The 21354-nt window shown below is 71.4% G+C and carries 23 protein-coding genes; 20 read left to right on the top strand and 3 right to left on the bottom strand.

Going from position 1 to position 21354, the window contains the following annotated elements; all coding sequences use genetic code 11:
- Positions 1 to 86 precede the first annotated feature (86 nt).
- Positions 87 to 368 carry a hypothetical protein gene (locus ABD811_RS01400; protein WP_344939538.1) on the top strand — a complete coding sequence of 94 codons (282 nt, stop codon included), beginning with the start codon at positions 87 to 89 and terminating at the stop codon, positions 366 to 368.
- 234 nt (positions 369 to 602) lie between these two features.
- Here ABD811_RS01400 and ABD811_RS01395 read toward each other — a convergent pair whose 3' ends face one another.
- Positions 603 to 1382: an IclR family transcriptional regulator gene (locus ABD811_RS01395; protein ID WP_344939536.1), complete on the bottom strand. Its 780-nt coding sequence runs from the start codon at positions 1380 to 1382 to the stop codon at positions 603 to 605.
- 179 nt (positions 1383 to 1561) lie between these two features.
- On the opposite strand from ABD811_RS01395, the gene ABD811_RS01390 reads away from it, so the two are divergent.
- The 15 genes from ABD811_RS01390 to ABD811_RS01320 all read left to right on the top strand — a co-directional run bounded on the left by ABD811_RS01390 (position 1562) and on the right by ABD811_RS01320 (position 15152).
- On the top strand, positions 1562 to 2950 hold the full coding sequence (locus ABD811_RS01390) for an NAD-dependent malic enzyme (protein ID WP_344939534.1): 1389 nt from the start codon (positions 1562 to 1564) through the stop codon (positions 2948 to 2950).
- A 38-nt stretch (positions 2951 to 2988) separates the two neighbouring features.
- Entirely contained in the window at positions 2989 to 4287 is a 1299-nt protein-coding gene (locus ABD811_RS01385) for a DUF6986 family protein (protein WP_344939532.1), read from the top strand.
- An 18-nt stretch (positions 4288 to 4305) separates the two neighbouring features.
- On the top strand, positions 4306 to 4575 hold the full coding sequence (locus ABD811_RS01380; protein ID WP_344939530.1) for a hypothetical protein: 270 nt from the start codon (positions 4306 to 4308) through the stop codon (positions 4573 to 4575).
- Positions 4568 to 4960 carry a helix-turn-helix domain-containing protein gene (locus tag ABD811_RS01375; RefSeq protein ID WP_344939528.1) on the top strand — a complete coding sequence of 131 codons (393 nt, stop codon included), beginning with the start codon at positions 4568 to 4570 and terminating at the stop codon, positions 4958 to 4960. The genes ABD811_RS01380 and ABD811_RS01375 overlap by 8 nt, the downstream gene beginning before the upstream one ends.
- A gap of 123 nt (positions 4961 to 5083) precedes the next feature.
- Positions 5084 to 5695 (top strand): 2-oxo-4-hydroxy-4-carboxy-5-ureidoimidazoline decarboxylase, encoded by a 612-nt coding sequence (gene uraD, locus ABD811_RS01370; protein WP_344939527.1) that lies wholly within the window; start codon positions 5084 to 5086, stop codon positions 5693 to 5695.
- 125 nt (positions 5696 to 5820) lie between these two features.
- On the top strand, positions 5821 to 6099 hold the full coding sequence (gene uraH, locus ABD811_RS01365; protein ID WP_344939525.1) for a hydroxyisourate hydrolase: 279 nt from the start codon (positions 5821 to 5823) through the stop codon (positions 6097 to 6099).
- 5 nt (positions 6100 to 6104) lie between these two features.
- Entirely contained in the window at positions 6105 to 7016 is a 912-nt protein-coding gene (gene pucL / locus ABD811_RS01360) for a factor-independent urate hydroxylase (RefSeq protein WP_344939523.1), read from the top strand.
- A gap of 21 nt (positions 7017 to 7037) precedes the next feature.
- Positions 7038 to 8477: a nucleobase:cation symporter-2 family protein gene (locus tag ABD811_RS01355; RefSeq protein ID WP_344939522.1), complete on the top strand. Its 1440-nt coding sequence runs from the start codon at positions 7038 to 7040 to the stop codon at positions 8475 to 8477.
- 184 nt (positions 8478 to 8661) lie between these two features.
- Positions 8662 to 9483, top strand: a complete 822-nt coding sequence (locus ABD811_RS01350) for a hydroxypyruvate isomerase family protein (RefSeq protein WP_344939521.1) — start codon at positions 8662 to 8664, stop codon at positions 9481 to 9483.
- A 42-nt stretch (positions 9484 to 9525) separates the two neighbouring features.
- A complete protein-coding gene (locus ABD811_RS01345; protein WP_344939519.1) occupies positions 9526 to 10401 on the top strand; it encodes a 2-hydroxy-3-oxopropionate reductase in 876 nt (291 codons plus the stop codon).
- Between the two features lie 78 nt (positions 10402 to 10479).
- On the top strand, positions 10480 to 12255 hold the full coding sequence (gcl, locus tag ABD811_RS01340) for a glyoxylate carboligase (protein WP_344939517.1): 1776 nt from the start codon (positions 10480 to 10482) through the stop codon (positions 12253 to 12255).
- 70 nt (positions 12256 to 12325) lie between these two features.
- Positions 12326 to 13630 (top strand): allantoinase AllB, encoded by a 1305-nt coding sequence (gene allB / locus ABD811_RS01335; protein ID WP_425549359.1) that lies wholly within the window; start codon positions 12326 to 12328, stop codon positions 13628 to 13630.
- On the top strand, positions 13627 to 14484 hold the full coding sequence (locus ABD811_RS01330) for a bifunctional allantoicase/(S)-ureidoglycine aminohydrolase (protein WP_344939513.1): 858 nt from the start codon (positions 13627 to 13629) through the stop codon (positions 14482 to 14484). Before allB ends, ABD811_RS01330 begins: the two co-directional genes overlap by 4 nt.
- Positions 14485 to 14652: 168 nt before the next feature.
- Entirely contained in the window at positions 14653 to 14946 is a 294-nt protein-coding gene (locus ABD811_RS01325) for a hypothetical protein (RefSeq protein WP_344941079.1), read from the top strand.
- Positions 14865 to 15152 carry an SLAC1 family transporter gene (locus ABD811_RS01320; RefSeq protein ID WP_344939511.1) on the top strand — a complete coding sequence of 96 codons (288 nt, stop codon included), beginning with the start codon at positions 14865 to 14867 and terminating at the stop codon, positions 15150 to 15152. Before ABD811_RS01325 ends, ABD811_RS01320 begins: the two co-directional genes overlap by 82 nt.
- A 117-nt stretch (positions 15153 to 15269) precedes the next feature.
- On the opposite strand, the gene ABD811_RS01315 is transcribed toward ABD811_RS01320, so the two are convergent.
- A complete protein-coding gene (locus ABD811_RS01315) occupies positions 15270 to 15929 on the bottom strand; it encodes a TetR/AcrR family transcriptional regulator (RefSeq protein ID WP_344939509.1) in 660 nt (219 codons plus the stop codon).
- A 155-nt stretch (positions 15930 to 16084) separates the two neighbouring features.
- Between ABD811_RS01315 and ABD811_RS01310 the strand changes: the two genes are divergently transcribed.
- From ABD811_RS01310 to ABD811_RS01295, 4 genes are all read left to right on the top strand, one after another.
- Positions 16085 to 17668 (top strand): bifunctional 3-(3-hydroxy-phenyl)propionate/3-hydroxycinnamic acid hydroxylase, encoded by a 1584-nt coding sequence (locus tag ABD811_RS01310; protein ID WP_344939507.1) that lies wholly within the window; start codon positions 16085 to 16087, stop codon positions 17666 to 17668.
- Positions 17669 to 17674: 6 nt separating this feature from the next.
- A complete protein-coding gene (locus tag ABD811_RS01305; protein WP_344939505.1) occupies positions 17675 to 18601 on the top strand; it encodes a VOC family protein in 927 nt (308 codons plus the stop codon).
- Positions 18601 to 19467 (top strand): alpha/beta fold hydrolase, encoded by an 867-nt coding sequence (locus ABD811_RS01300; protein WP_344939503.1) that lies wholly within the window; start codon positions 18601 to 18603, stop codon positions 19465 to 19467. Before ABD811_RS01305 ends, ABD811_RS01300 begins: the two co-directional genes overlap by 1 nt.
- Before the next feature lie 610 nt (positions 19468 to 20077).
- Positions 20078 to 20536: a MarR family winged helix-turn-helix transcriptional regulator gene (locus ABD811_RS01295; protein ID WP_344939501.1), complete on the top strand. Its 459-nt coding sequence runs from the start codon at positions 20078 to 20080 to the stop codon at positions 20534 to 20536.
- A gap of 140 nt (positions 20537 to 20676) precedes the next feature.
- Here ABD811_RS01295 and ABD811_RS01290 read toward each other — a convergent pair whose 3' ends face one another.
- Positions 20677 to 21108 (bottom strand): hypothetical protein, encoded by a 432-nt coding sequence (locus ABD811_RS01290; protein WP_344939499.1) that lies wholly within the window; start codon positions 21106 to 21108, stop codon positions 20677 to 20679.
- Positions 21109 to 21354: the final 246 nt, after the last annotated feature.

Below are 21354 nucleotides of genomic sequence, written 5' to 3'. Positions count from 1 at the left end.
GCGGACTAAAGGGCGAAGTTGTATGCAATGCCCGTAGCTCGTCAGACGCTTCGGCCATCCGGGCAGCCCGACGGGAGAGCGCGGGCATGGTGCCTGCCGACGGAGCCGAAGCGCGGCTGCCCCTCCGCACCGCCGTGCGGTATGACGAGCTGTGGGGCAGGGATGCGGTCGGGGATGTCCAAGCGGGCTTCACTGGCCAGGGTCCGGCGGCGGCCACGGCGCGTGCGATCGACGCCGCGCAGCCCGAGCGGCGGGCCACGCGCACGCGGTCCCCGCGGCCGGGGGAGGCCCTCGAGATGTTCGCGTTCGATGAAGTGAGCGCGCGCAAGGCGGTGTACGGGCGGCAACTCGCCGCGTGCGTTCCCTAGGCCCGCCCGCGCGTCATGGACGCGGATCGGCGGCGCGCGGCATCGGCAAGGAGACGGCATTGGAGGCGCACGGCCGCTGGATCGACGACCGCGGTGGCGCCCTCGGCGAATTGGAACCCCATGAGCGTGGGCGCCGTGATGAACAGGACCGTCGTGGCCGGCGGGCTGGCCGGTGTCCGGTCTGCGTGAAACGCATGTCCCGGCATGCGGTGCGCCGGGGCGTGCGTCGCCTGTTCAGGACAGGTCGTGCGAGAGCGCCCGGGCCGCCTCCTGCAGGAGCGGCACCGCCTTGCCGACGACCTGCTCGGTCATGCGGGCGGCGGGGCCGGAGACCGACAGCGCCAGGCGGGAGGGGGCGTCGGGCACCGCCACGGCGACGCAGCGGACGCCGACCTCCTGCTCGCCGTCATCGACGGCGTAGCCCTGCTCGGCGACCTGGTCCAGTTGCGCGGCGAACACCTCGGGGTCGGTGACGGTGTTGTCGGTCTGCCGTGGCATGCCGGTACGCCCCAGGATCTGACGTACCTCCGCACCCGGCATCCCGGCCATGATCGCCTTGCCCACGGCGGTGCAGTGCGGGAGGACGCGCCGGCCGACCTCGGTGAACATCCGCATCGAGTGGCGGGAGGGGACCTGCGCGACGTAGACGATCTGGTCGCCGTCGAGCATGGCCAGGTTCGCCGACTCGCCCAGCTCGTCGACCAGCCGCACCAGGTGCGGCCGCGCCCACACGCTGAGCAGACGCGACGAGCTCTCGCCGAGCGGGATGAGCTTCGGGCCGAGGACGTACTGCCGGGACGGCTCCTGGCGCAGGTAGCCGAGGTCCACCAGGGTCCGCACCAGCCGGTGGATCGTGGGGAGGGGCAGGCCGGAGGCGGCCGCCAGCTGCGACAGGCCCATCATCCCGCCATGAGCGGCCAGGGTCTCAAGGAGCCCGAAGGCGCGCTCGATGGACTGCACTCCGCCGCGGGACCTGCGGTCCGCGCTGCCCGTGCCGGAGTCCGGGGTCGTCATGGTGGTCCCCTGCCGTGTCTCAGACGCTCGGTTTTTCGTATGGCGGAATCATAGTGGCCGCCTTGCGGCGGGACGGCGCGAGGAGGGGCATAGTTTTTTCGGCATACAGATACTACTATCCGCATAACGGAAAACCTCCGTGAAGTTCAGCCCCCCGCTCGCAGCCCAGTGAGGAACACATGCCGAACACCAGTCCCGGCTACGCCGTCACGGTCCGCGTCGAAACACCCGCCAGCCCCGGTGCCACCAGCGCCCTGGTGGCCGCGGTGAGCGGTGCGGGCGGTTCCCTGACGGCGCTCGATGTCGTGGAGTCCCACGCCGGACGGCTCATCGTCGACGTCACCTGCGACGCCGTGGACGCGGCGCACGCCGACGCCGTCACCAAGGCCCTGCGCGAGGTCGAGGGCGTGTCGGTGCGCAAGGTCAGCGACCGCACCTTCCTCATGCACCTCGGCGGAAAGCTGGAGGTCAACCCGAAGGTGCCGATCAGGCACCGGGACGACCTGTCGCGCGCCTACACGCCCGGCGTCGCCCGGGTCTGCCGGGCCATCGCCGACAATCCCGACGACGTCCGGCGGCTCACCATCAAGCGCAACACGGTCGCCGTCGTCACCGACGGGTCGGCGGTGCTCGGTCTCGGTGACATCGGCCCCGCGGCCGCGCTGCCGGTGATGGAGGGCAAGGCGGCGCTGTTCAAGCGGTTCGCCGGGGTCGACGCCTGGCCGGTGTGCCTGGACACCCGGGACACCGACGAGATCGTCCGGATCGTCCGCTCGATCGCGACCGTGTACGGCGGCATCAACCTCGAGGACATCGCGGCGCCACGCTGCTTCGAGGTGGAGCGGCGGCTGCGCGAGGAACTCGACATCCCGGTCTTCCACGACGACCAGCACGGCACCGCCATCGTCGTGCTCGCCGCGCTGACCAACGCGCTGCGGGTCGTCGGCAAGGACAAGACGGGCCTGCGCGTGGTCGTCAGCGGAGTCGGCGCCGCCGGGCACGCCATCATCCGGCTGCTGCACGCCCAGGGCGTCCGCGACATCGTCGCCTGCGACCGGAAGGGCGCGGTGCACCGCGGCCGCGGCGGGCTCGATCCGGCGCGGCAGTGGATCGCCGACCACACCAACCCCCGGGGAGTCGCCGGCACGCTCGCCGAGGCGTTGGCGGGAGCCGACGTGTTCGTCGGCGTGTCCGCGCCGAACCTGCTGACCGGCGACGACATCGCCACGATGGCGCGGGACGCGATCGTCTTCGCCTTGGCCAACCCCGACCCGGAGGTCGACCCGTTCGCGGCCCGCGAGCACGCGGCGGTGGTGGCCACCGGCAGGTCGGACTTCCCGAACCAGATCAACAACGTGCTGGCCTTCCCCGGCTTCTTCCGGGGCATGCTCGACGCCGGGGCACGCGAGATCACCGAGGAGGTGATGCTCGCGGCGGCGACGGCCATCGCCGACTGCGTCGCGCCCGCGGAGCTCGACGCCGGCTACATCGTCCCGTCGGTGTTCGACGGCGACGTCGCGCCGGCGGTCGCGGCGGCGGTACGCGAGGCGGCGGGGCAGGGGGCGTAGCGGTGGACATGCGGCAGACGGCAGAAGGAGGAGCTCCCATGGACGTCCAGGCGACCCGGCGGGCGGTCGGCCGCAGAGCGAAGCTCCTCGACGACCTGGCGGGCCTGGCCGACGATCTCGACGCGCGGCTGGCCGGGAGTGACCTGGCGCTGCTCGCCCGGTACCCCGGCGACCAGGCGCGGCGGCAGCCGGTGCACACCGTCTACGTCCCCGGCGACCGCTACGGCGCCGGGCTGGTACGCGACTGGGGCGAACGGGCGGCCGCGGTCCTCGACGCCCACGTGTCCGGGCCCGCCGAGCTGGCGGCGGTCGCGGGCGTCCCCGCCGACCTGGCGGGCGACGTGCTGGGCCGGGTCCGCGCCAAGCTCGCCACCGAGCCGATCGAGGACCTGCGCATCGACTTCGAGGACGGCTACGGCGAGCGTCCCGACGAGCGGGAGGACGCCGACGTCGCCGCGGCCGCCGCGGCGCTGGCCGCCTCCGTCCGCGCCGGCACGGCGCCGCCGTACCACGGCATACGGTTCAAGGGCTTCGAACGTCCGACCCGCCGGCGTGGGCTGCGCACGCTGGCGCTGTTCGTGGGCGGGCTCGCGGCCGCGGACGCGCTGTCCGACGGGTTCGTGGTGACGCTGCCGAAGGTCACCGCGGTGGAGCAGGTCGAGGCGATGGTCACCGCCTGCGAGCGGGTGGAGTCCTCGCTCGGCCTGGCCCCCGGCACGCTGAGGTTCGAGATCCAGGTGGAGACGCCGCAGTCGATCCTGGGCGCGGACGGCACGGCGCCGGTGGCGCGGATGATCCATGCCGCGGGCGGGCGCTGCGCCGGCCTGCACTACGGCACCTACGACTACTCCGCCTCGTGCGGGATCTCGGCGGCCTACCAGAGCATGGAGCATCCGGCCGCCGACCACGCCAAGGCGGTCATGCAGGTCGCCGCGGCCGGCACCGGCGTCTTCCTGTCGGACGGGTCGACCAACGTGCTGCCGGTCGGGTCACCGGAGGCGGTGAAGGACGCGTGGCGGCTGCACGCGCGGCTGGTGCGCCGGTCCCTGGAACGCGGCTACTACCAGGGCTGGGACCTGCATCCGGCTCAGCTCCCGACCCGGTACGCGGCGACGTACGCGTTCTACCGCGAGGGCCTCGCCACGGCGGCGGCCCGGCTCCGTGCCTACGTCGGCGCGGGCGACTCGGGCTACCTCGACGAGCCCGCGACCGCCGCGGCGCTGGCCGGGTTCGTGCTGCGCGGAGTCGAGTGCGGCGCGGTGGACGCCGCCGAGGTCGACGCCCTGATCGGAGTGGACACCGGACGGCTGGCGGCGCTGGCCCGCCGGAGGGTCTAGCGGAGTAGCCTCGGGGCCATGCGCCTCGAGGCCGAGTTCACCACCGAACCCTTCCACGGGGAGGGGGATCCGCCGGCTCATGCGGTCGAGTCGTTGCGCGTGGCGCAGGCAGCCGGGCTGACCTGCGACTTCGGGCCGCTGGGCACGTTCGTCAGCGGCGAGGACGACGTGCTGCTGCCCGCGCTGGCACGCGTCCTCGCCACCGCGCTCGCTCACGGCGCCAGCCGGATCACGCTCCAGGTCGACCGGGTCGACACGGGGAACGGCGCGCAGCGGGCCGATGGCTGACCACCCGCTGGACACCGGCCACCCCCTGCTCGTGGCGGTCGCGCCGCTGCTCGACCGCATCCGCGCGCGCGTCGTCGCACCGTCGGAGCTGACCGCGTCCGACGTGCCGCTGGTCTGGGAGGGGCACATCATCGCCGGCGTCCGCCTGCCCGCGCCGGGGGAGGGCAGGGACGCCGTCGGCGACCTCGGCCTGCTGCTCGCCGACCTCGAACGCGAACTCGGCGGCCCGCTGCGCGACCTGCCGCGGGCGGAGAAGCAGCGGGCGGTCCGGCTGCTGGAGGAGCGCGGGGCGTTCAGCTACCGCCGCTCGGCCGAGACGGTGGCCGACGCGCTGGGAGTGACCCGCTTCACCGTCTACAACTACCTGAACCGGAACCGCTCCTGAGCAGCCTCTTTCAACAAACCGTGGAAATTCCTTCAACGAAGTGTTGACGTGATGGCGACCACAGTGTCACTCTCATGGCACATGCGGAAATTTAATTCCGCGATGCGAAAGAGAGGTTGCACTGTGACCCTCGACGAGTTCAACGCCGCGCCCGAGCGGGCGCTGGCGGACCACCTGCGGGCGTGCTGCGACGTCCCGCGCTGGGTCGCCGCCGTGAGCGGCGGACGCCCCTACTCCGAAACCGAGACGCTCCTCGACACGGCCGACCGCGCCGCCCGCGACCTCACCCCGGCGGAGGTCGACCGCGCGCTGGCGGCGCACCCGCGCATCGGCGAGCGCGCCCGCGGCGACGACGCCTCGGCGGCCTGGTCGCGGCGGGAGCAGGCCGGCGTGGACCGTGACACGGTCACCGTCGCCGCGCTCGCCGAAGGCAACCGCGCCTACGAGGAGCGCTTCGGCCGGGTCTTCCTGATCTGCGCCACGGGACGGTCCGGCGCGCAGATCCTGGCCGAGCTGCGGGCCCGGCTCCGCAACGACCCCGCCACGGAGGCGGCCGTGGTCGCGAGCGAGCTCCGCAAGATCGCACTACTCCGCCTGGCCCGACTGGTCGGCGCCGACACGGCCACCGCGAACCACGCGGCCCAAGCCGGTCAGGCGGCCGGTGCGGATCCGGTGGCCGGTGCGGATGGGGTGGCCGACGCGGATCAGGCTGCCGGCGCGGCGGCGACGCGATGAGCGCGACCGACGCGCCGGGCGCAAAGGACACGACCGGCGCGAAGGGTGCGGCCGGTGCTGGGGGTGCGCGGAGTGCGATTACTACCCATGTCCTGGACACCACGCGGGGGCGGCCGGCGGTCGGAGTGCCGGTCCGCCTGTGCCGCGTCGTCGGCGACCAGAACACCGTCCTCGCGTCGGCGTACACCGACGCGGACGGCAGGGTGTCCCGGCTCGGTCCCGACCGGGTCGAGCCCGGCGCCTACACGCTCCGGTACGACACGGCGGCCTACTTCGCCGCCACCGGCCAGAGCGGTTTCTTCCCGGAGGTCGGCGTCACCTTCACGCTGACCGACGCCACGCAGCACTACCACGTACCGGTCCTGCTGAGCCCGTTCGCCTACTCGACCTACCGAGGGAGCTGACTCCGATGGCCATCGTCCTGGGCCCCAACCAGTACGGAAAAGCACAGAGCCACCTCGTCCGCGTCCACCGTGACACCCCCCGGCACGAGATCCGCGACCTCACCGTCTCCAGCGCGCTGCGCGGCGACTTCACCCTCTCGCACGTGGACGGCGACCAGTCCGACGTGCTCCCCACCGACACCCAGAAGAACACCGTCTTCGCGTTCGCCAGGGAGAAGGGCGTCGGCGCGATCGAGGATTTCGCGCTCACCCTGGCCGACCACTTCATCGCCCAGACACCCGCCGCCGACGGCGCCCGGGTCGAGATCAGCGAGGTGCCCTGGCAGCGCATCGATATCGATGGCGGTGGCGACGGGCACGACCACGCCTTCGTGCGCAGCGGCATCGGCACCCGCACGACGGTCGTCAACGTGGACGGGCGCGGTGCCGACCGCAGGGCCCATGTCGTCTCCGGCATCCAGGACGTCACCCTCCTGAAGTCCACCGGTTCGGAGTTCCACGGCTTCCTCAGGGACAGGTACACGACGCTGCAGGAGACCGACGACCGGATCCTGGCCACCGACCTGGTCGCGCGGTGGCGCTACGACCACACCGACGTGGACTGGGACGCCGCCTACGAGTCGGTCAGGGCGCTGCTGCTCAAGCAGTTCGCCGAGATCCACAGCCACGCCCTGCAGCAGACGCTCTACGGCATGGGCCAGGCGGTGCTGGAGAAGCATCCCGAGGTCGCCGAGATCAAGTTCTCGGCGCCCAACAAGCACCACTTCCTCGTCGACCTGGCGCCGTTCGGCCTGGAGAACCCGAACGAGGTGTTCTACGCGGCCGACCGCCCCTTCGGGCTGATCGAGGCCTGCGTGGTCCGCGACGACGCGTCCGACCCGGGCTCGGCCTGGCACGCCGTACCCGGCTGGGTCTGACCGGCCGGCCGAGGAGCATCGATGGGACACGGCAAGGACACCGGGGAGACACCCGCCCCGGCACGGCCCGAGGACGAGCGGCTTCCGTTCGGGCAGCTGCTCGCTTACGGAACCCAGCACGTCCTCACCATGTACGGCGGGCTCATCGCGCCGCCGCTCATCGTCGGCGGCGCGGCGGGTCTCAAGCCCGCCGACATCGCGCTGCTGGTCACCGCGGGCATCTTCGTCAGCGGCCTGGCGACGCTGCTGCAGGCGCTCGGCCTCGGCCCCTTCGGGGCCCGGCTGCCGATCGTGCAGGGCATCTCGTTCGCCGCCGTCTCGACGATGGTGGCGATCGCCAGTCATGACGGGGTCCGCTCCGTGTTCGGCGCGATCATGGTGGCCGGGGTCATCGGCGTGGTGGTCTCGTCGTTCTTCGCGCATCTGGTGCGGCTCTTCCCCCCGGTGGTCACCGGCTCGATCATCAGCGTCATCGGCATCTCGCTGCTGCCCGTGGCGTTCGACTGGGCGCTCGGCGGCCGCGGGACGTCCGGCTACGGCGATCCGGGCAACATCGCGCTGGCCGGGGTGACGCTGCTGGTCATTCTCGTGATCAGCAGGCTGTTCCAGGGGTTCGTCTCGCGGCTGTCCATCCTGATCGGCATCGTGGCCGGCACGCTCGTCGCCGTCCCCTGGGGCAAGGCCGACTTCTCCGGCATCGGCGAGGGCAAGGTGGTCTCGCTCCCGCCGGTCTTCGCCTTCGGCACGCCGGTGTTCCACGCCGGTGCGATCGTGGCGATGACCATCGTGGTGCTGGTGATCATGACGGAGACGATGGCCGACATCGTGGCCATCGGCGAGATCGTGGGCACGCCCGTCGACCACCGCAGGGTCGCCGGCGGGCTGCGCGCGGACATGCTGTCCTCCACGGTGGCGCCGGTGGTCGGGGCCTTCCCGGCCAGCGCGTTCGCGCAGAACGTCGGCCTGGTCGCGATCACCGGTATCAAGAGCCGGTTCGCCGTCGCGGCCGGCGGCGGCGTGCTGGTGGTGCTCGGCCTGGTGCCGCTGTTCGGCAGGGTGGTCGCAGCGATCCCGGCGCCCGTCCTCGGCGGCGCGGGCCTGGTCCTGTTCGGCAGCGTCGCGGCCTCCGGGATCCGCACGCTGTCGCGCGTCGAGTACGGCGACAACCTCAACATCGTCATCGTGGCCGTCTCACTCGGCATGGGCATGGTGCCGATCGCGCGGCCCGAGTTCTGGGACGGGTTCCCCGACGGCGTGGCCGTGATCCTGGACTCGGGGATCAGCGCCGCGGCCATCACCGCGGTCCTGCTGAACCTGTTCTTCAACCAGTGGTCGGCCTACAAGAAGGACAAACCATCGGTCTTCGCCGCCGCGCCGGAGCGGGCGACCCCCGCCTCCGGCACCCCCGATCGGCCGGCGGTGGAACCACCGCCCTCGCCCGGGATCGCCGGCGCCTCCTGACCCCAGCGGCCTATGCCCCCGCACGGCTGCCGCTCCCGGACCCCGCACCTCGGGAGCGGCGGCCCGCCGGGCCGGGCCCGCCGCGTGCGACCGACTCGACGCGAGGCCGTCACCCCGACTTCATTTCGCGATACGGAATTAGCACTACACTATACGGAAAAGTTCGTCCTGGAAGCGAGTCCCGATGAGCCACTCCCTCCGCTACGAGGTCAACTGCTCGATCCTGTTCACCGAGCTGCCGCTGCTGGAGCGGCCGGCCGCCGCGAAGGCCGCGGGCTTCGACGCGGTCGAGTTCTGGTGGCCGTTCGCCGAGGCGGTGCCCGCCGACAAGGACGTGGACGCCTTCGTCCGGGCGATCGGGGACGCCGGTGTCCGGCTGGTCGGCCTGAACTTCTTCGCCGGCGACATGCCCGCCGGTGACCGGGGGCTGGTGTCGTGGCCGGCCCGCTCCCGGGAGTTCCGCGACAACATCGACGTCACGGTCGAGATCGGTGAGCGGCTCGGCTGCACGGCGTTCAACGCGCTGTACGGCAACCGCGTCGAGGACGCCACGCCGCAGGAGCAGGACGCGCTGGCCGCCGAGAACCTGCTGCTCGCGGCCCGGGCAGCGCGGCGAATCGGCGGCACCGTCCTGGTCGAGCCGGTCAGCGGCGCCCCCGCCTACCCGTTGAAGACCGCCGCCGACGCCCTGGCCGTCATCGACCGCCTCCACACGGCCGGCGCGCCCAACGTCGGTCTGCTCGCCGACCTGTACCACCTGGCCGTCAACGGCGACGACGTCGACGCGGTGATCGCCGACCACGCCGGCCGCGTCGCCCACGTGCAGATCGCCGACCACCCCGGCCGCAACGAGCCCGGCACCGGCACGCTGCCCCTCGACCGGCAGCTCGCCGACCTGGAGAAGGCCGGCTACGCCGGCTGGGTGGGCCTGGAGTACAAGCCCTCGGGAGCGTCCGCCGACGGCTTCGCCTGGCTGGACCGGGCACGCCGCGCCGCCCACGCCTGATCATTACAACCGACACCCGCAACCGGAACATCGAGGGACGTCATGACGAACATCGCCTTCATCGGCCTGGGCATCATGGGCGGCCCGATGGCCGTCCACCTGGTCAAGGCCGGGCACGACGTCGTCGGATACAACCGCACCCCCGCCAAGACCCGGCCGCTGGTCGAGGCGGGCGGCCGCGCGGCCGGATCCGTCGCCGAGGCCGTCGCGGACGCCGACGTGGTCGCGGTGATGGTGCCCGACTCGCCGGACGTCCGGGACGTGCTCGCCGGCGAGGACGGCGTCTTCGCCCACGCCCGCCCCGGCACGCTGGTCATCGACTTCTCCAGCATCCGCCCCGACGTGACCGTCGAACTGGCCGACCAGGCCCGCGAGCTGGGGCTGCGGCCGCTGGACGCGCCGGTGTCCGGCGGTGAGGCCGGCGCACGCGACGCCACGCTGTCGATCATGGTCGGCGGGGAGGCGGCCGACTTCGCGGCCGCCCGGCCGATCTTCGACGTGGTCGGCCGGACGGTCGTGCACGTCGGCCCGAGCGGCGCCGGCCAGACCGTCAAGGCCGCCAACCAGCTCGTCGTCGCCGCGAACATTCAGGCGCTGGCCGAGGCGGTGGTCTTCCTGGAGGCCCACGGTGTGGACACCGCGGCCGCGCTGCAGGTGCTCGGCGGCGGGCTCGCCGGGTCCAAGGTGCTGGACCAGAAGAGGGACGCCATGCTGTCGCGCTCCTTCGACCCCGGATTCCGCATCGAACTGCACCACAAGGACCTCGGCATCGTCACGGCCGCGGCCCGGGAGGCCGGGGTGGTGGTGCCCCTCGGCGCGCTCGTCGCGCAGCTGATGGCCGCAGCGCTGGCCAACGGCGACGGCGGCCTCGACCACTCCGCGCTGCTGCGCGGCGTGGAACGGCTCAGCGGCCGCTGACCCCCACCAGCCGAGGCGGTCCGGGGACGGTCCGTGCCGCGACCTCCCCGGCCGCCGTACAGAAAAGGAAAAGTGAACATGGCACGCATGCGCGCGGTCGACGCCGCGGTTCTGATCCTGGAGAAGGAGGGCGCCACGCAGGCCTTCGGGCTGCCCGGCGCCGCGATCAACCCGTTCTACAGCGCCATGAAGAACCACGGCGGCATCAGGCACGTGCTGGCACGGCACGTGGAGGCCGCCTCCCACATGGCCGAGGGCTACACCCGCGCCAAGCCCGGCAACATCGGCGTGTGCGTCGGCACCTCCGGCCCGGCCGGCACCGACATGATCACCGGGCTGTACTCGGCGAGCGCCGACTCGATCCCGATCCTGTGCGTGACCGGCCAGGCGCCGGTCGCCAAGCTGCACAAGGAGGACTTCCAGGCCGTCGACATCGCCGCGGTCGCCGCGCCGGTCACCAAGTGGGCGGTGACCGTCATGGAGGCCGCGCAGGTGCCCGGCACCTTCCAGAAGGCGTTCCAGGTGATGCGCGAGGGCCGGCCGGGCCCGGTGCTGATCGACCTGCCGCTCGACGTGCAGCTGGCCGAGATCGAGTTCGACCCCGACACCTACGAGCCGCTGCCGGTGCTCCGCCCGGCCGCCACCCGGGCCCAGGTGGAGAAGGCGCTGGCGATGATGGCCGCCGCCGAACGCCCGCTGCTGGTGGCCGGCGGCGGCGTCATCAACGCCGACGCGTCCGCCGCGCTGGTGGAACTGGCCGAGATCACCGGTGTGCCGGTCGTCCCGACCCTGATGGGGTGGGGCGCGATTCCCGACGACCACCCGCTGGCCGCCGGGATGGTGGGCCTGCAGACCTCGCACCGCTACGGCAACGCCACCATGCTGGCTGCCGACTTCGTGCTCGGCATCGGCAACCGCTGGGCCAACCGGCACACCGGCGGCCTCGACACCTACACCAGGGGACGCACCTTCGTGCACGTCGACATCGAGCCCACCCAGATCGGCCGGGTGTTCCCGCCCGACTACGGGATCGTGTCCGACGCCAAGGCGGCGCTGGAGATGTTCGTGTCCGTCGCGCGCGAGTGGCGTGCCGCCGGACGGCTGCCCGACCGGCGGGAGTGGGCGCGGTCCTGCCGGGAGCGCAGGAAGACCATGCTCCGGAAGACCGACTTCGCCGACGTCCCGATCAAACCGCAGCGTGTCTACCAGGAGATGAACAGGGCGTTCGGCCCGGACGTGCGCTACGTCTCGACGATCGGGCTGTCGCAGATCCAGGCCGCCCAGATGCTGCACGTCTACCGGCCGCGGCACTGGATCAACGCGGGCCAGGCCGGGCCGCTGGGCTGGACCGTCCCCGCCGCCCTCGGCGTGGCCACCGCCGACCCCGAGGCCACGGTCGTCGCCCTGTCCGGCGACTACGACTTCCAGTTCCTCATCGAGGAGTTGGCGGTCGGGGCGCAATTCGCCATCCCCTACATCCATGTGGTCGTGAACAACTCCTACCTCGGCCTGATCCGCCAGGCCCAGCGGAACTTCGACATGGACTACTGCGTGCAGCTGTCCTTCGACAACGTCAACAGCCCGGAGGTCGGCGGCTACGGCGTGGACCACGTCAAGGTCGCCGAGGGGCTGGGCTGCAAGGCGCTGCGCGTCTTCGAGCCCGACGGCATCCTGCCCGCGCTGGAGCAGGCCAAGAAGCTGGTGGACGAGTTCCGCGTGCCGGTGGTGGTCGAGGTGATCCTGGAGCGCGTCACCAACGTCGCCATGGGCACGGAGATCGACGGCGTCGTCGAGTTCGAGGACCTCGCCGGACGCGACGCCGACGCCCCCACCGCGCCGGCACTGCTGGACTGAGGCGCCCGACGTGCAGCAAGTGACGACGACGAACGACACCGGACGTCTCCGCGTCATCCGAGCTCGCCGGATGGTGACGGCCGAGGGGGAGACGTCCGCGAGCGTGGTGGTCCGGGGAGAGAAGATCGTCGGTGTGGAGCCGTTCGGCGTGGCCGTGCCGGACGCAGATGTGGTGCGGCTGGCCGACGACGAGGTGCTGCTGCCCGGGCTAGTGGACACCCACGTCCATGTCAACGACCCCGGTCGCACCGACTGGGAGGGGTTCGCCAGCGCCACCCGGGCGGCTGCGGCCGGGGGTGTCACGACGCTGGTCGACATGCCGCTCAACAGCATCCCGCCCACGGTGGACGTCGCGGCGCTGGACATCAAGCGCAGGACCGCCGCGGAGCAACTGTTCATCGACGTTGGTTTCTGGGGCGGCGCGGTCCCGGGCAACGTCCCGGACCTGCGTCCCCTTCATGAGGCAGGGGTCTTCGGCTTCAAGTGCTTCCTGCTGCACTCGGGCGTGGACGAGTTCCCCCCTCTCGACACACGCCGGCTCGAGGCCGCCATGCGGGAGATCGCCTCGTTCGACGGGCTGCTGATCGTCCACGCCGAGGACCCCGCCGAGATCGCGCAGGCGCCGACCGCGCACGGCACGCGGTACGGCGACTTCCTCGCCTCCCGGCCGCGCGAGGCGGAGAACCGCGCGGTGCGCCGGACCGTCGACCTCGCCCGGCGCACCGGCTGCCGGGTGCACATCCTGCACGTGTCGAGCGCGGAGGCGGTGCCCATCATCGCCGAGGCGCGCGACCAGGGCGTCGGCGTCACCGCCGAGACATGCCCGCACTACCTCACCTTCGCCGCCGAGGACATCCCCGGCGGCGCCACCCAGTACAAGTGCTGCCCGCCGATCCGCGAGCGGGACAACCGCGACCGGCTCTGGCAGGCCCTTCGCGACGGCGTCATCGACCTGGTGGTCAGCGACCACTCGCCGTCGACCGCGAACCTCAAGTGCCTGGACACCGGCGACTTCGGCGCGGCCTGGGGCGGCATCTCCTCCCTCCAGCTCGGCCTGCCGGCGACCTGGACCGAGGCGCGCGCCCGCGGCTTCGGGCTCCCCGACGTGGTCCGGTGGATGGCGCAGGCACCGGCGCTGCAGACCGGAATGCGCCGCAAGGGCCGGATCGCGGCCGGCCACGACGCCGACTTCTGCGTCCTGGCGCCGGACGAGGAGTTCCTCGTCGACGCCCGCGAACTGCACCACAAGAACGCGATCACGCCGTACGACGGCCGCCGCCTCACCGGCGTGGTGCGCGGCACCTGGCTTCGGGGCCGGCGGATCGACCTGGACTCCGCCCCGCGAGGCCGGATGCTCACCCGGCAGGACACGTGACCGACGACGAAAGGCAGGAGAGCATGAGCGGCCGGTACTACGCCCCCACGGGGGGACTCCCCGCCCAGACCCAGCTCACCACCGACCGTGCCGTCTTCACCGAGGCCTACGCCGTGCTGCCGCGCGGCACGATGACCGACATCGTGACCAGCCGCCTGCCCCACTGGGAGGACACCCGGCTGTGGATCATCGCCCGGCCGCTGTCGGGCTTCGCCGAGACCTTCTCCCAGTACATCGTGGAGGTGTCGCCCGGTGGCGGCTCCGACCGTCCCGAGCCGGACCCCGACGCCGAGGGCGTGCTGTTCGTCGTCGGCGGCGAGCTGGAGGTCACGATCGAGGGGGACGGGCACGCGATGGGGGAGGGCGGCTACGCGTTCGTCCCACCCGGCGCGACCTGGACGGTGCGCAACGGCGGCCAGGAACCCGCCCGGTTCCACTGGATCCGCAAGAGCTACGAACGCGTCGAGGGCATCGAGGCGCCCGAACCGTTCGTCACCAACGAGCGCGACGTCGAGCCCGTCCCGATGCCGGACACGAACGGCGTCTGGACCACCACGCGCTTCGTCGACGTCGACGACATCCGCCACGACATGCACGTCAACATCGTGAACTTCGAACCCGGCGGCGCCATCCCGTTCCCGGAGACCCACGTCATGGAGCACGGGCTGTACGTTCTCGAGGGCAAGGCCGTCTACCTGCTAAACAAGGACTGGGTCGAGGTGCAGGAGGGCGACTTCATGTGGCTGCGCGCGTTCTGCCCGCAGGCGTGCTACGCCGGTGGGCCCGGCAGGTTCCGCTACCTGCTCTACAAGGACGTCAACCGCCACGCGAAGCTAGGCCGCGCCGGTCTGTGACCCGTGAGTGACGGGCGCCCTGTGCGCAGTGAACCGCGACCCGCCGGATCCGATCCATCGCGACCAGCACGACTGCGCGGGGATGCGATCAGGTGAGCGGTGGATGCCCGGGCGGCCGGCGAGGGCCGTGCCGCCCGGGCATGCCGGTGCGGCCGGACCGGCGGCGGTGTGCGAGCGGCCGCGGCCGACCTGGACCCGATCGCGTTCGCCCTGGTCATGGCCACCGGCATCCTCTCCATCGGCCTTGGCGAGCACGGCCTGGTCACGCTGTCGCGCCTGCCGTTGTGGATCGCGGCCGCCGCCTACGGCGTCCTCGTCGCGCTGACCGGCTGGCGTCTCGCCGCGTTCCGCCCTCGCTCCGATCCGACCTGGCCGATCCGGTGCGCGCCTTCCTCTACGCCTCCACGGGCGTCCTGGTCACCGCCAGGCTGCTGCGGCACCCGCCGCGTCCGGGGGACCTGATCCCGCCGTATTGGGTCGCCATGGGCGCCACCGCGATCTCCGTGCTGAGCGGCACCAAGATCGGGCAGATGGCCGGCGTGCCCGCGGCCGACGCTGTCCGTCCCCTGTCCGCCGCCGTCTCGGTGGCGTTCTGGGCGTTCGGCACCTGGCTGATCCCGGCGCTGGTCGCGACCGGATGGTGGCGCCACATCACCCGGCGCCCCTGACGGCCGCGTCCACCGCCCGCGAGGGACGAGGATCGGCGGGGCGGCGTCCGTCGTACCGGCTTTACGGTCGGGAACGGGCGCGCTCGTAACGAGGTTGCGGCCCGGCTGACCGGGGGGTCAGTCCCGCGTGGCGGTGCCGGCGCGCAGCTTGGCCACTCGTGCCTCGCCGAGCGCGGCCATGGCCTCGGCGAGCAGCCTCATCTGGTCGGCGAGGTCGCGATGGGGCTCGGCCTGCATGGCGACGAAGGCGCCGTCGAACCCGGCGATGCCGAAGTAGTCCAGGTCGTCCGCGACGGCCTGAGCGATCTCCTCGCCCTCCGGTGCGAAGGACTCCGCGATCATCCTGTTCATGTGCACGCGGCCGTCGTGCCGCACCTGCTCGATGATGGAGTCGACTTCGGCTTCGGCGGCCTCGGCGCTCATGACCAGGAGCAGATGCAGGCGCAGGAAGTCCGGGCGTGCCATGAAGGCCTCACCGGTGCGCAGAAGGAACCACGTCAGCCGCTCACGCGGGGTGTCGCCTTCCGGACCGTCCGCCTGCGCCTGCCGCATCGCCGCGAAGAACTCCCGGGCACCGCGGGCCATGACCGCCGACAGCAGCCCCGCCTTGGAGTGGAAGTGGTGATACACCGCGCTCTTCGGCAGGCCCGTCTCCCGGCTCAGCACCGACAGCGACGTGGCGGCGTAACCGCGCTCCGCCATGATCCGTGAGGCGACGTCCAGGATCTCCTCCCGGGACCTGCGGCCACGGCTGTTGCCGATCTTCTCGCCCTCCACGCGTTGAAGCATAGAGGCCCCCGCGAGCGGCATCCCACATGCCCGTTTCTGCACCGTGGAATTTCGTGGACACCCCCCGAGGGCCATGCCAGGGTGGCGGTATCGTACCGAACGATCGGTACAAAACTGCCGATCGGAAGCCGTCCGGAGCCCGTATGACCCAGCACTTCGATGCCGACGTCGCGATCGTCGGCTACGGTCCCACCGGCGTGACCGCCGCGCTGACCCTCGCCAAGCACGGCATCTCGGTCGTGGCGTTCGAACGCGACGCGGACATCTACCCCCGCGCCCGTGCCGTCACCGTCAACGACTGGACGATGCGGATCTTCCAGAGCCTCGGCATCGACGAGCGGATCACCAAGGTGATCGAGCCGCAGCGGGCGCTGCGCTGGGTGACCTATGACGGCACCGAGATCATGCGTGTCGAGCACCCGCCGTCGACGCTGGGCGTCAAGCCTCGCTTCTACAACATCTACCAGCCGGTCATGGAGGCCGAGCTGCGCGCGTGCGCGGAGGGGTACGGCCCCTTGGTCGACGTCCGCTACGGCGTCGAGGTGACCGGGCTGGACCAGGACCTCGACGGGGTCACGGTGACCACGACGGACACCGCGACGGGGGAGAAGCGCACCGCGCGCGCCCGCTACGTGATCGGTGCCGACGGCGGCGGCAGCGCCACCCGCGGCATGATCGGCAGCCGGCTGCTCGGTGACACGCTCGACGTGCAGTGGATCGTCATCGACTGCCGTGTCAAGCGCTGGTGGCCCGACCGCGACCTCCTCACCTTCTGGTCCGACAGGCAGCGCCCGGTCGTCGACATCGCGCTCTCCGCCGGCAACCACCGCTGGGAGATCCCGCTCAAGCCGCATGAGACCGAGGCCGACTTCACGTCGGAGGAGGACGTCTGGCCGCTGCTCAAAGCGATGGGTGTCACCGACGAGGACGTCTCGATCCACCAGTGGGCCTTCTACCGCCACCACACCCGGATGGCCGAGACCTGGCGCGCGAACCGCGTCTTCCTCGCCGGAGACGCCGCCCACCTCATGCCGCCCTGGGCCGGAGCCGGGATGCAGACCGGTATGCGGGACGCGCACGACCTGGGCTGGAAGCTGGCCCGGGTCCTCAAGGGCGAACTCGACGAGAGCTGGCTGGACACCTACGAGATCGAGCGGCGCCCCAATGCCGCGTTCTTCACCGACCTGGCCGTCCGGCTCGGCCGGGTCATCAAGCAGGAGGCGACGCCCGCGGAGATCGAGGAGATGAACCGGGTGCCGGAGAACACGGTCACCCCGTTCGAGCCGCCGCTGATCGCCCCGCCGGTGCTGGAGACGGGCTGGCTCCGGGGGCCCGTCGGGGACGCCAGCATCGTCGGCCGTATGGTTCCGCAGCCCATCACAGGGGACGCGACCGGCCGGATGGCGCGTCTGGACGACCTGCTCGGCGACGGCTTCGTGCTGCTGGGAGCGGACGTCGACCCGGCCACGCTGCTCCCGGCCGAGGAGCGCGCGCGGTGGGACGCGCTCGGCGCCCGCTACGTCGCGATCCGCCCCAAGACGGCCTACACGCGGGGCCCCGAGGAACTGGTCGACCTGGACGAGGTCCTTCTCCCGTGGCTGGCCCGCTACGGCGTCCGCGCCGTCGCAGTGCGCCCCGACCGATTCGTGGCGGCCGCCGACGTCTCCGGCCTCGCCGTCCCCGACTTGCCTGCCGCCCGTACCGCGGCATCGAGCATGAGGAGCTGAGTCTCAGTGACTGGAGTCAAGGAACTGGCGTACGTCGTTTACGAGGCGAGCAGCCTCAGCGACTGGGAGCGCTTCGGTGTCGATCTGCTGGGAATGCAGCTCGCCGACAAGAACGCCGACGCCCTGGCCCTCCGTACCGATGAGAAGGCCTACCGGTGGCTGGTGCGGCGGGGACCGGCCGATGATCTGGTGGCCAGCGGCTACGAGGTGGCGGACGACGCGGCCCTCGACGAGATCGTCGGCAGGCTGACGTCCGCCGGCGTCGAGGTCACCGAGGGCGGCACCGCGCTCGCCGCGTCCCGCAAGGTCGACCGCATCGTGGTGACCACGGATCCGATGGGCAATCGCGTCGAACTGGTCACCGGCTTCGCCGACGCCGGCAGCCCCTTCCACTCCGACGTGCTGCTCGGCGAGTTCGTCACCGGCACCGGAGGAGCGGGCCACCAGGTGCTGCTGTCCAAGGGGGTCCCGCGCGAGACGTACCTGGAGTTCTACGAGGGACTGCTCGGCTTCAGGATCTCCGACGTCATCGTCGAGGAGCTCGCGCCCGGCGTCGTCGCCGACCTGATCTTCCTGCGCTGCAACCCGCGCCATCACTCCGTGGCGTTCGGGGACATGCCGCACCCGAAGAAGACCCACCACTTCATGATCGAGGTGACCGACATCCGCGATGTCGGCAGGGCCTACGACCGCTGCATGGACGCCGGGCAGCCGTTCGAGATGACCCTGGGCATGCACCCCAACGACCACATGTTCAGCTTCTACGTGCGAACGCCCTCCGGCTTCAGCGTGGAGTACGGATGGGGCGGCCTGCTCGTCGACGACGACACCTGGCAGGTCAAGACGCTCGACCGGCTGCACAGCTGGGGCCACCGGTCACCGGAGGTCGTCGCCGACCTGCTCTCCCAGGCATCCGGAAAGGACGTTCACTGATGTCGCTGACCCAGGCCGAAGCCGCGCGCACCGTCCAGACCAGGGATTGGAGGCTCCGCTACTACGAGGCGGGCGACGGGCACCCGGTCGTCCTGCTGCACGGGAGCGGTCCGGGCGCGACCGGCTGGAGCAACTTCTCCGCCAACATCGAGGCACTGGCCAGGCACTTCCATGTGTACGCGGTGGACATGCCCGGCTGGGGCGACTCCGACGCGGCGACGGTCGAACGCCTCGACCATGTGGACGCGGCGATCCAGTTCCTCGATGCCCTCGGCATTCAGAAGGCCGCGTTCGTCGGGAACTCGATGGGCGGGCAGACCTCGCTCCGGCTTGCCACCGAGCACCCGGACCGGATCACGCACCTGGTCACCATGGGCCCGCCGGTGGGGCGCATGCCCAGCCTCTTCGCCGCCGGTGACGGCCCGTCCGAGGGCCTGAAGGTCCTCATCGAGGCCTACCGCGACCCGAGCCCCGAGAACATGCGCCGACTCGTCGAGATCATGTGCTTCGACAAGGCCAGGTTCGCCACGCCCGAGCTGTGCAAGGCCCGCTCCGACGCGGCCCTGGCCCGCCCCGAGCACCTGCGCAACTACGTCGAGGGGCTGCCGAAGGGCGCGCCGCTCCCGATCTGGGTCAAGCCCGAACTGCTCCCGGCCATCCAGGTCCCCACGCTCCTCATCCACGGGCGCGACGACCGGGTGGTGCCCTTCGAGAACTCGCTCTACCTGCTCGCCAGCATCCCCGACAGCCGGCTGGTGCTGCTCAACCGGTGCGGACACTGGGCGATGATCGAGCACGCGAACGAGTTCAACCGGATCGTCACGTACTTCATCTGCAACACCCCGGAAACGGGGAATGCGCGCTGATCGAGCGTTGACGCTAACGAACCCACACGCCCGCCTTCCGTGAGGAGGCATATCCAAACTCCAGTAGGAAAGCCCGCTGAACGGGATCATGTCCTACATGTAGAGGTAGTAGGGCATGATCCCTCGTCGCGCAGGGCGAACGACAGGTCGGCAGGGCGCGTGCCGCCCTGCCGTCCAGGGGCCATGCCGCAGGGGCCGGTCGCTGAACGCGACGGCACTCACGACGACTGCGCGTAGCGTCGGGTCCAGCGTCCTGTCGGTGGTTCGTGTAAAGCGGGGCGAGTCCTCCAGCAGATGTCAGGCCTTCCGCGCACCGGAATACCAGCGCGCACCTCAAAGCCGCCGCCTGGCCTGCACATCGCCGCCGTCCACGCGACACGCTCCCGCATGCCCACCAGCCCGACGACCGTCATTGATCATTGCGGCGCCGTGCCCGTCATCACTGACCGGTTCTCGATCCTCCTGCGCGTTGCGGACGCGTCGCCGCTGCCCGGCGCCGACCACGCCCGGTCAGGATTATCTGCGCAGACAAACATTTCACTATGAGCTCTGCCTGTGCAGTCAAGCTTCGTTGCCTGTACACGACGGGTGGGGCAGTAGTGTTCGGCATATGGCGACCGTGCGGTTGAGCGAGCTCGAGGACGAGGCCTGGCGAGGGTTTCTCTACGCACACGATCGGATCTGGCGTGAGATCGAGGCCGGTCTCGCACCGCTGGGCGTGAGCATGGCCGAGTACAGCGTCCTGGCCTTGCTCGGCGAGGCCGGTCGCGACGGCATGCGCATGTCCGAACTCGCCAAGCGCCGCCTGATGTCCACGGGCGGATTCACCCGGCTCGCCGACCGGCTGGAGCGCCGTGGGCTGATCGAGCGGCGGCGGTCGGCCGAGGACGGCCGCGGCTTCGAGGCGGTACTGACCCGAGAGGGGCGGGCACTCCTGCGCAAGGCCTGGAAGCAGCACCACGGCGACCTCCGGAGGCTCTTCTTCGACCGGCTCGACGAGGACGATCTGCGCCAGCTGACCACCATCTGGACACGGCTCGCCCCTGAGGACGAAGACGCCACGTCTTAAACACCCTGACTTATCGTCGACGCGGGCAGGCGGAATGAGTGACCGGCAGGGCGGTCACTACTACCACCGTGCCGGGTTCGGCTGCACGAACGCGGTCTTTGACAACCACCCGTCCTGGCCGCCGCCGGGCCGGGGGCCGGTTACTTGGCGGCTAGGGCGCGGCCGGTGCGGCGGACGGCGTCGCGGGCCTCGGCGTGTCGCTGGACGGCGAGGTCGGTCCGGGGCTGGTCGACGCCGACGAGCGTCAGTTCGCGTCCGACGACGGTCAGGTCCGCCTCCCAAAGGTCGGCGAGGACGCGTTGCAGGTAGGGAGTGGAATGGTCCCAGCCCTTGCGAGGGGGCCCGTAGCCGCCGCCGCGGACGGTGACCAGCACGGTGGGCATTTCTTCCAGGAAGCTCTGGGGGCAGGTCCGGCCGCCATTGACGTGCTGCGAGACGCCGTAGTTGTAGAGCAGGACGGCGTCGCCCAGTTCCGCTGGCCAGGGCCAGGGCCAGGGGTCCGGGGGAGCGGTCTCGGACCTGTGCGGCTTCGGAAGCCCAGCACCCCCTCTACCGGCGACCTTGCGGCCCATCCGCACGATGAGCCCGCCCGGATGAGCTGTTTCGCGACGTCCGGCACGACTTGCGCGAGCGGGTGTTTCTGGCGGCTGCTGTACGAGACCGCCGCGCGTGCCGATGAGATGTTCTCGCTGAACATGGAGAACCCGGATCTGGAGTTCCGGCGCGACCAGCGGAGCGATCGAGTACGCACCCTGGCAGACCGGCACCGCCCGGCTGCAATCTCACCTCACCGCCGGAGGCACCAGCGGGCTGCCGTT

The sequence above is a fragment of the Actinomadura miaoliensis genome, from assembly GCF_039536785.1.
Classification (GTDB): Bacteria; Actinomycetota; Actinomycetes; order Streptosporangiales; family Streptosporangiaceae; genus Spirillospora; species Spirillospora miaoliensis.
Note: the sequence above shows the minus strand (reverse complement) of the source record. Positions and strands in the feature narration are given on the sequence as shown.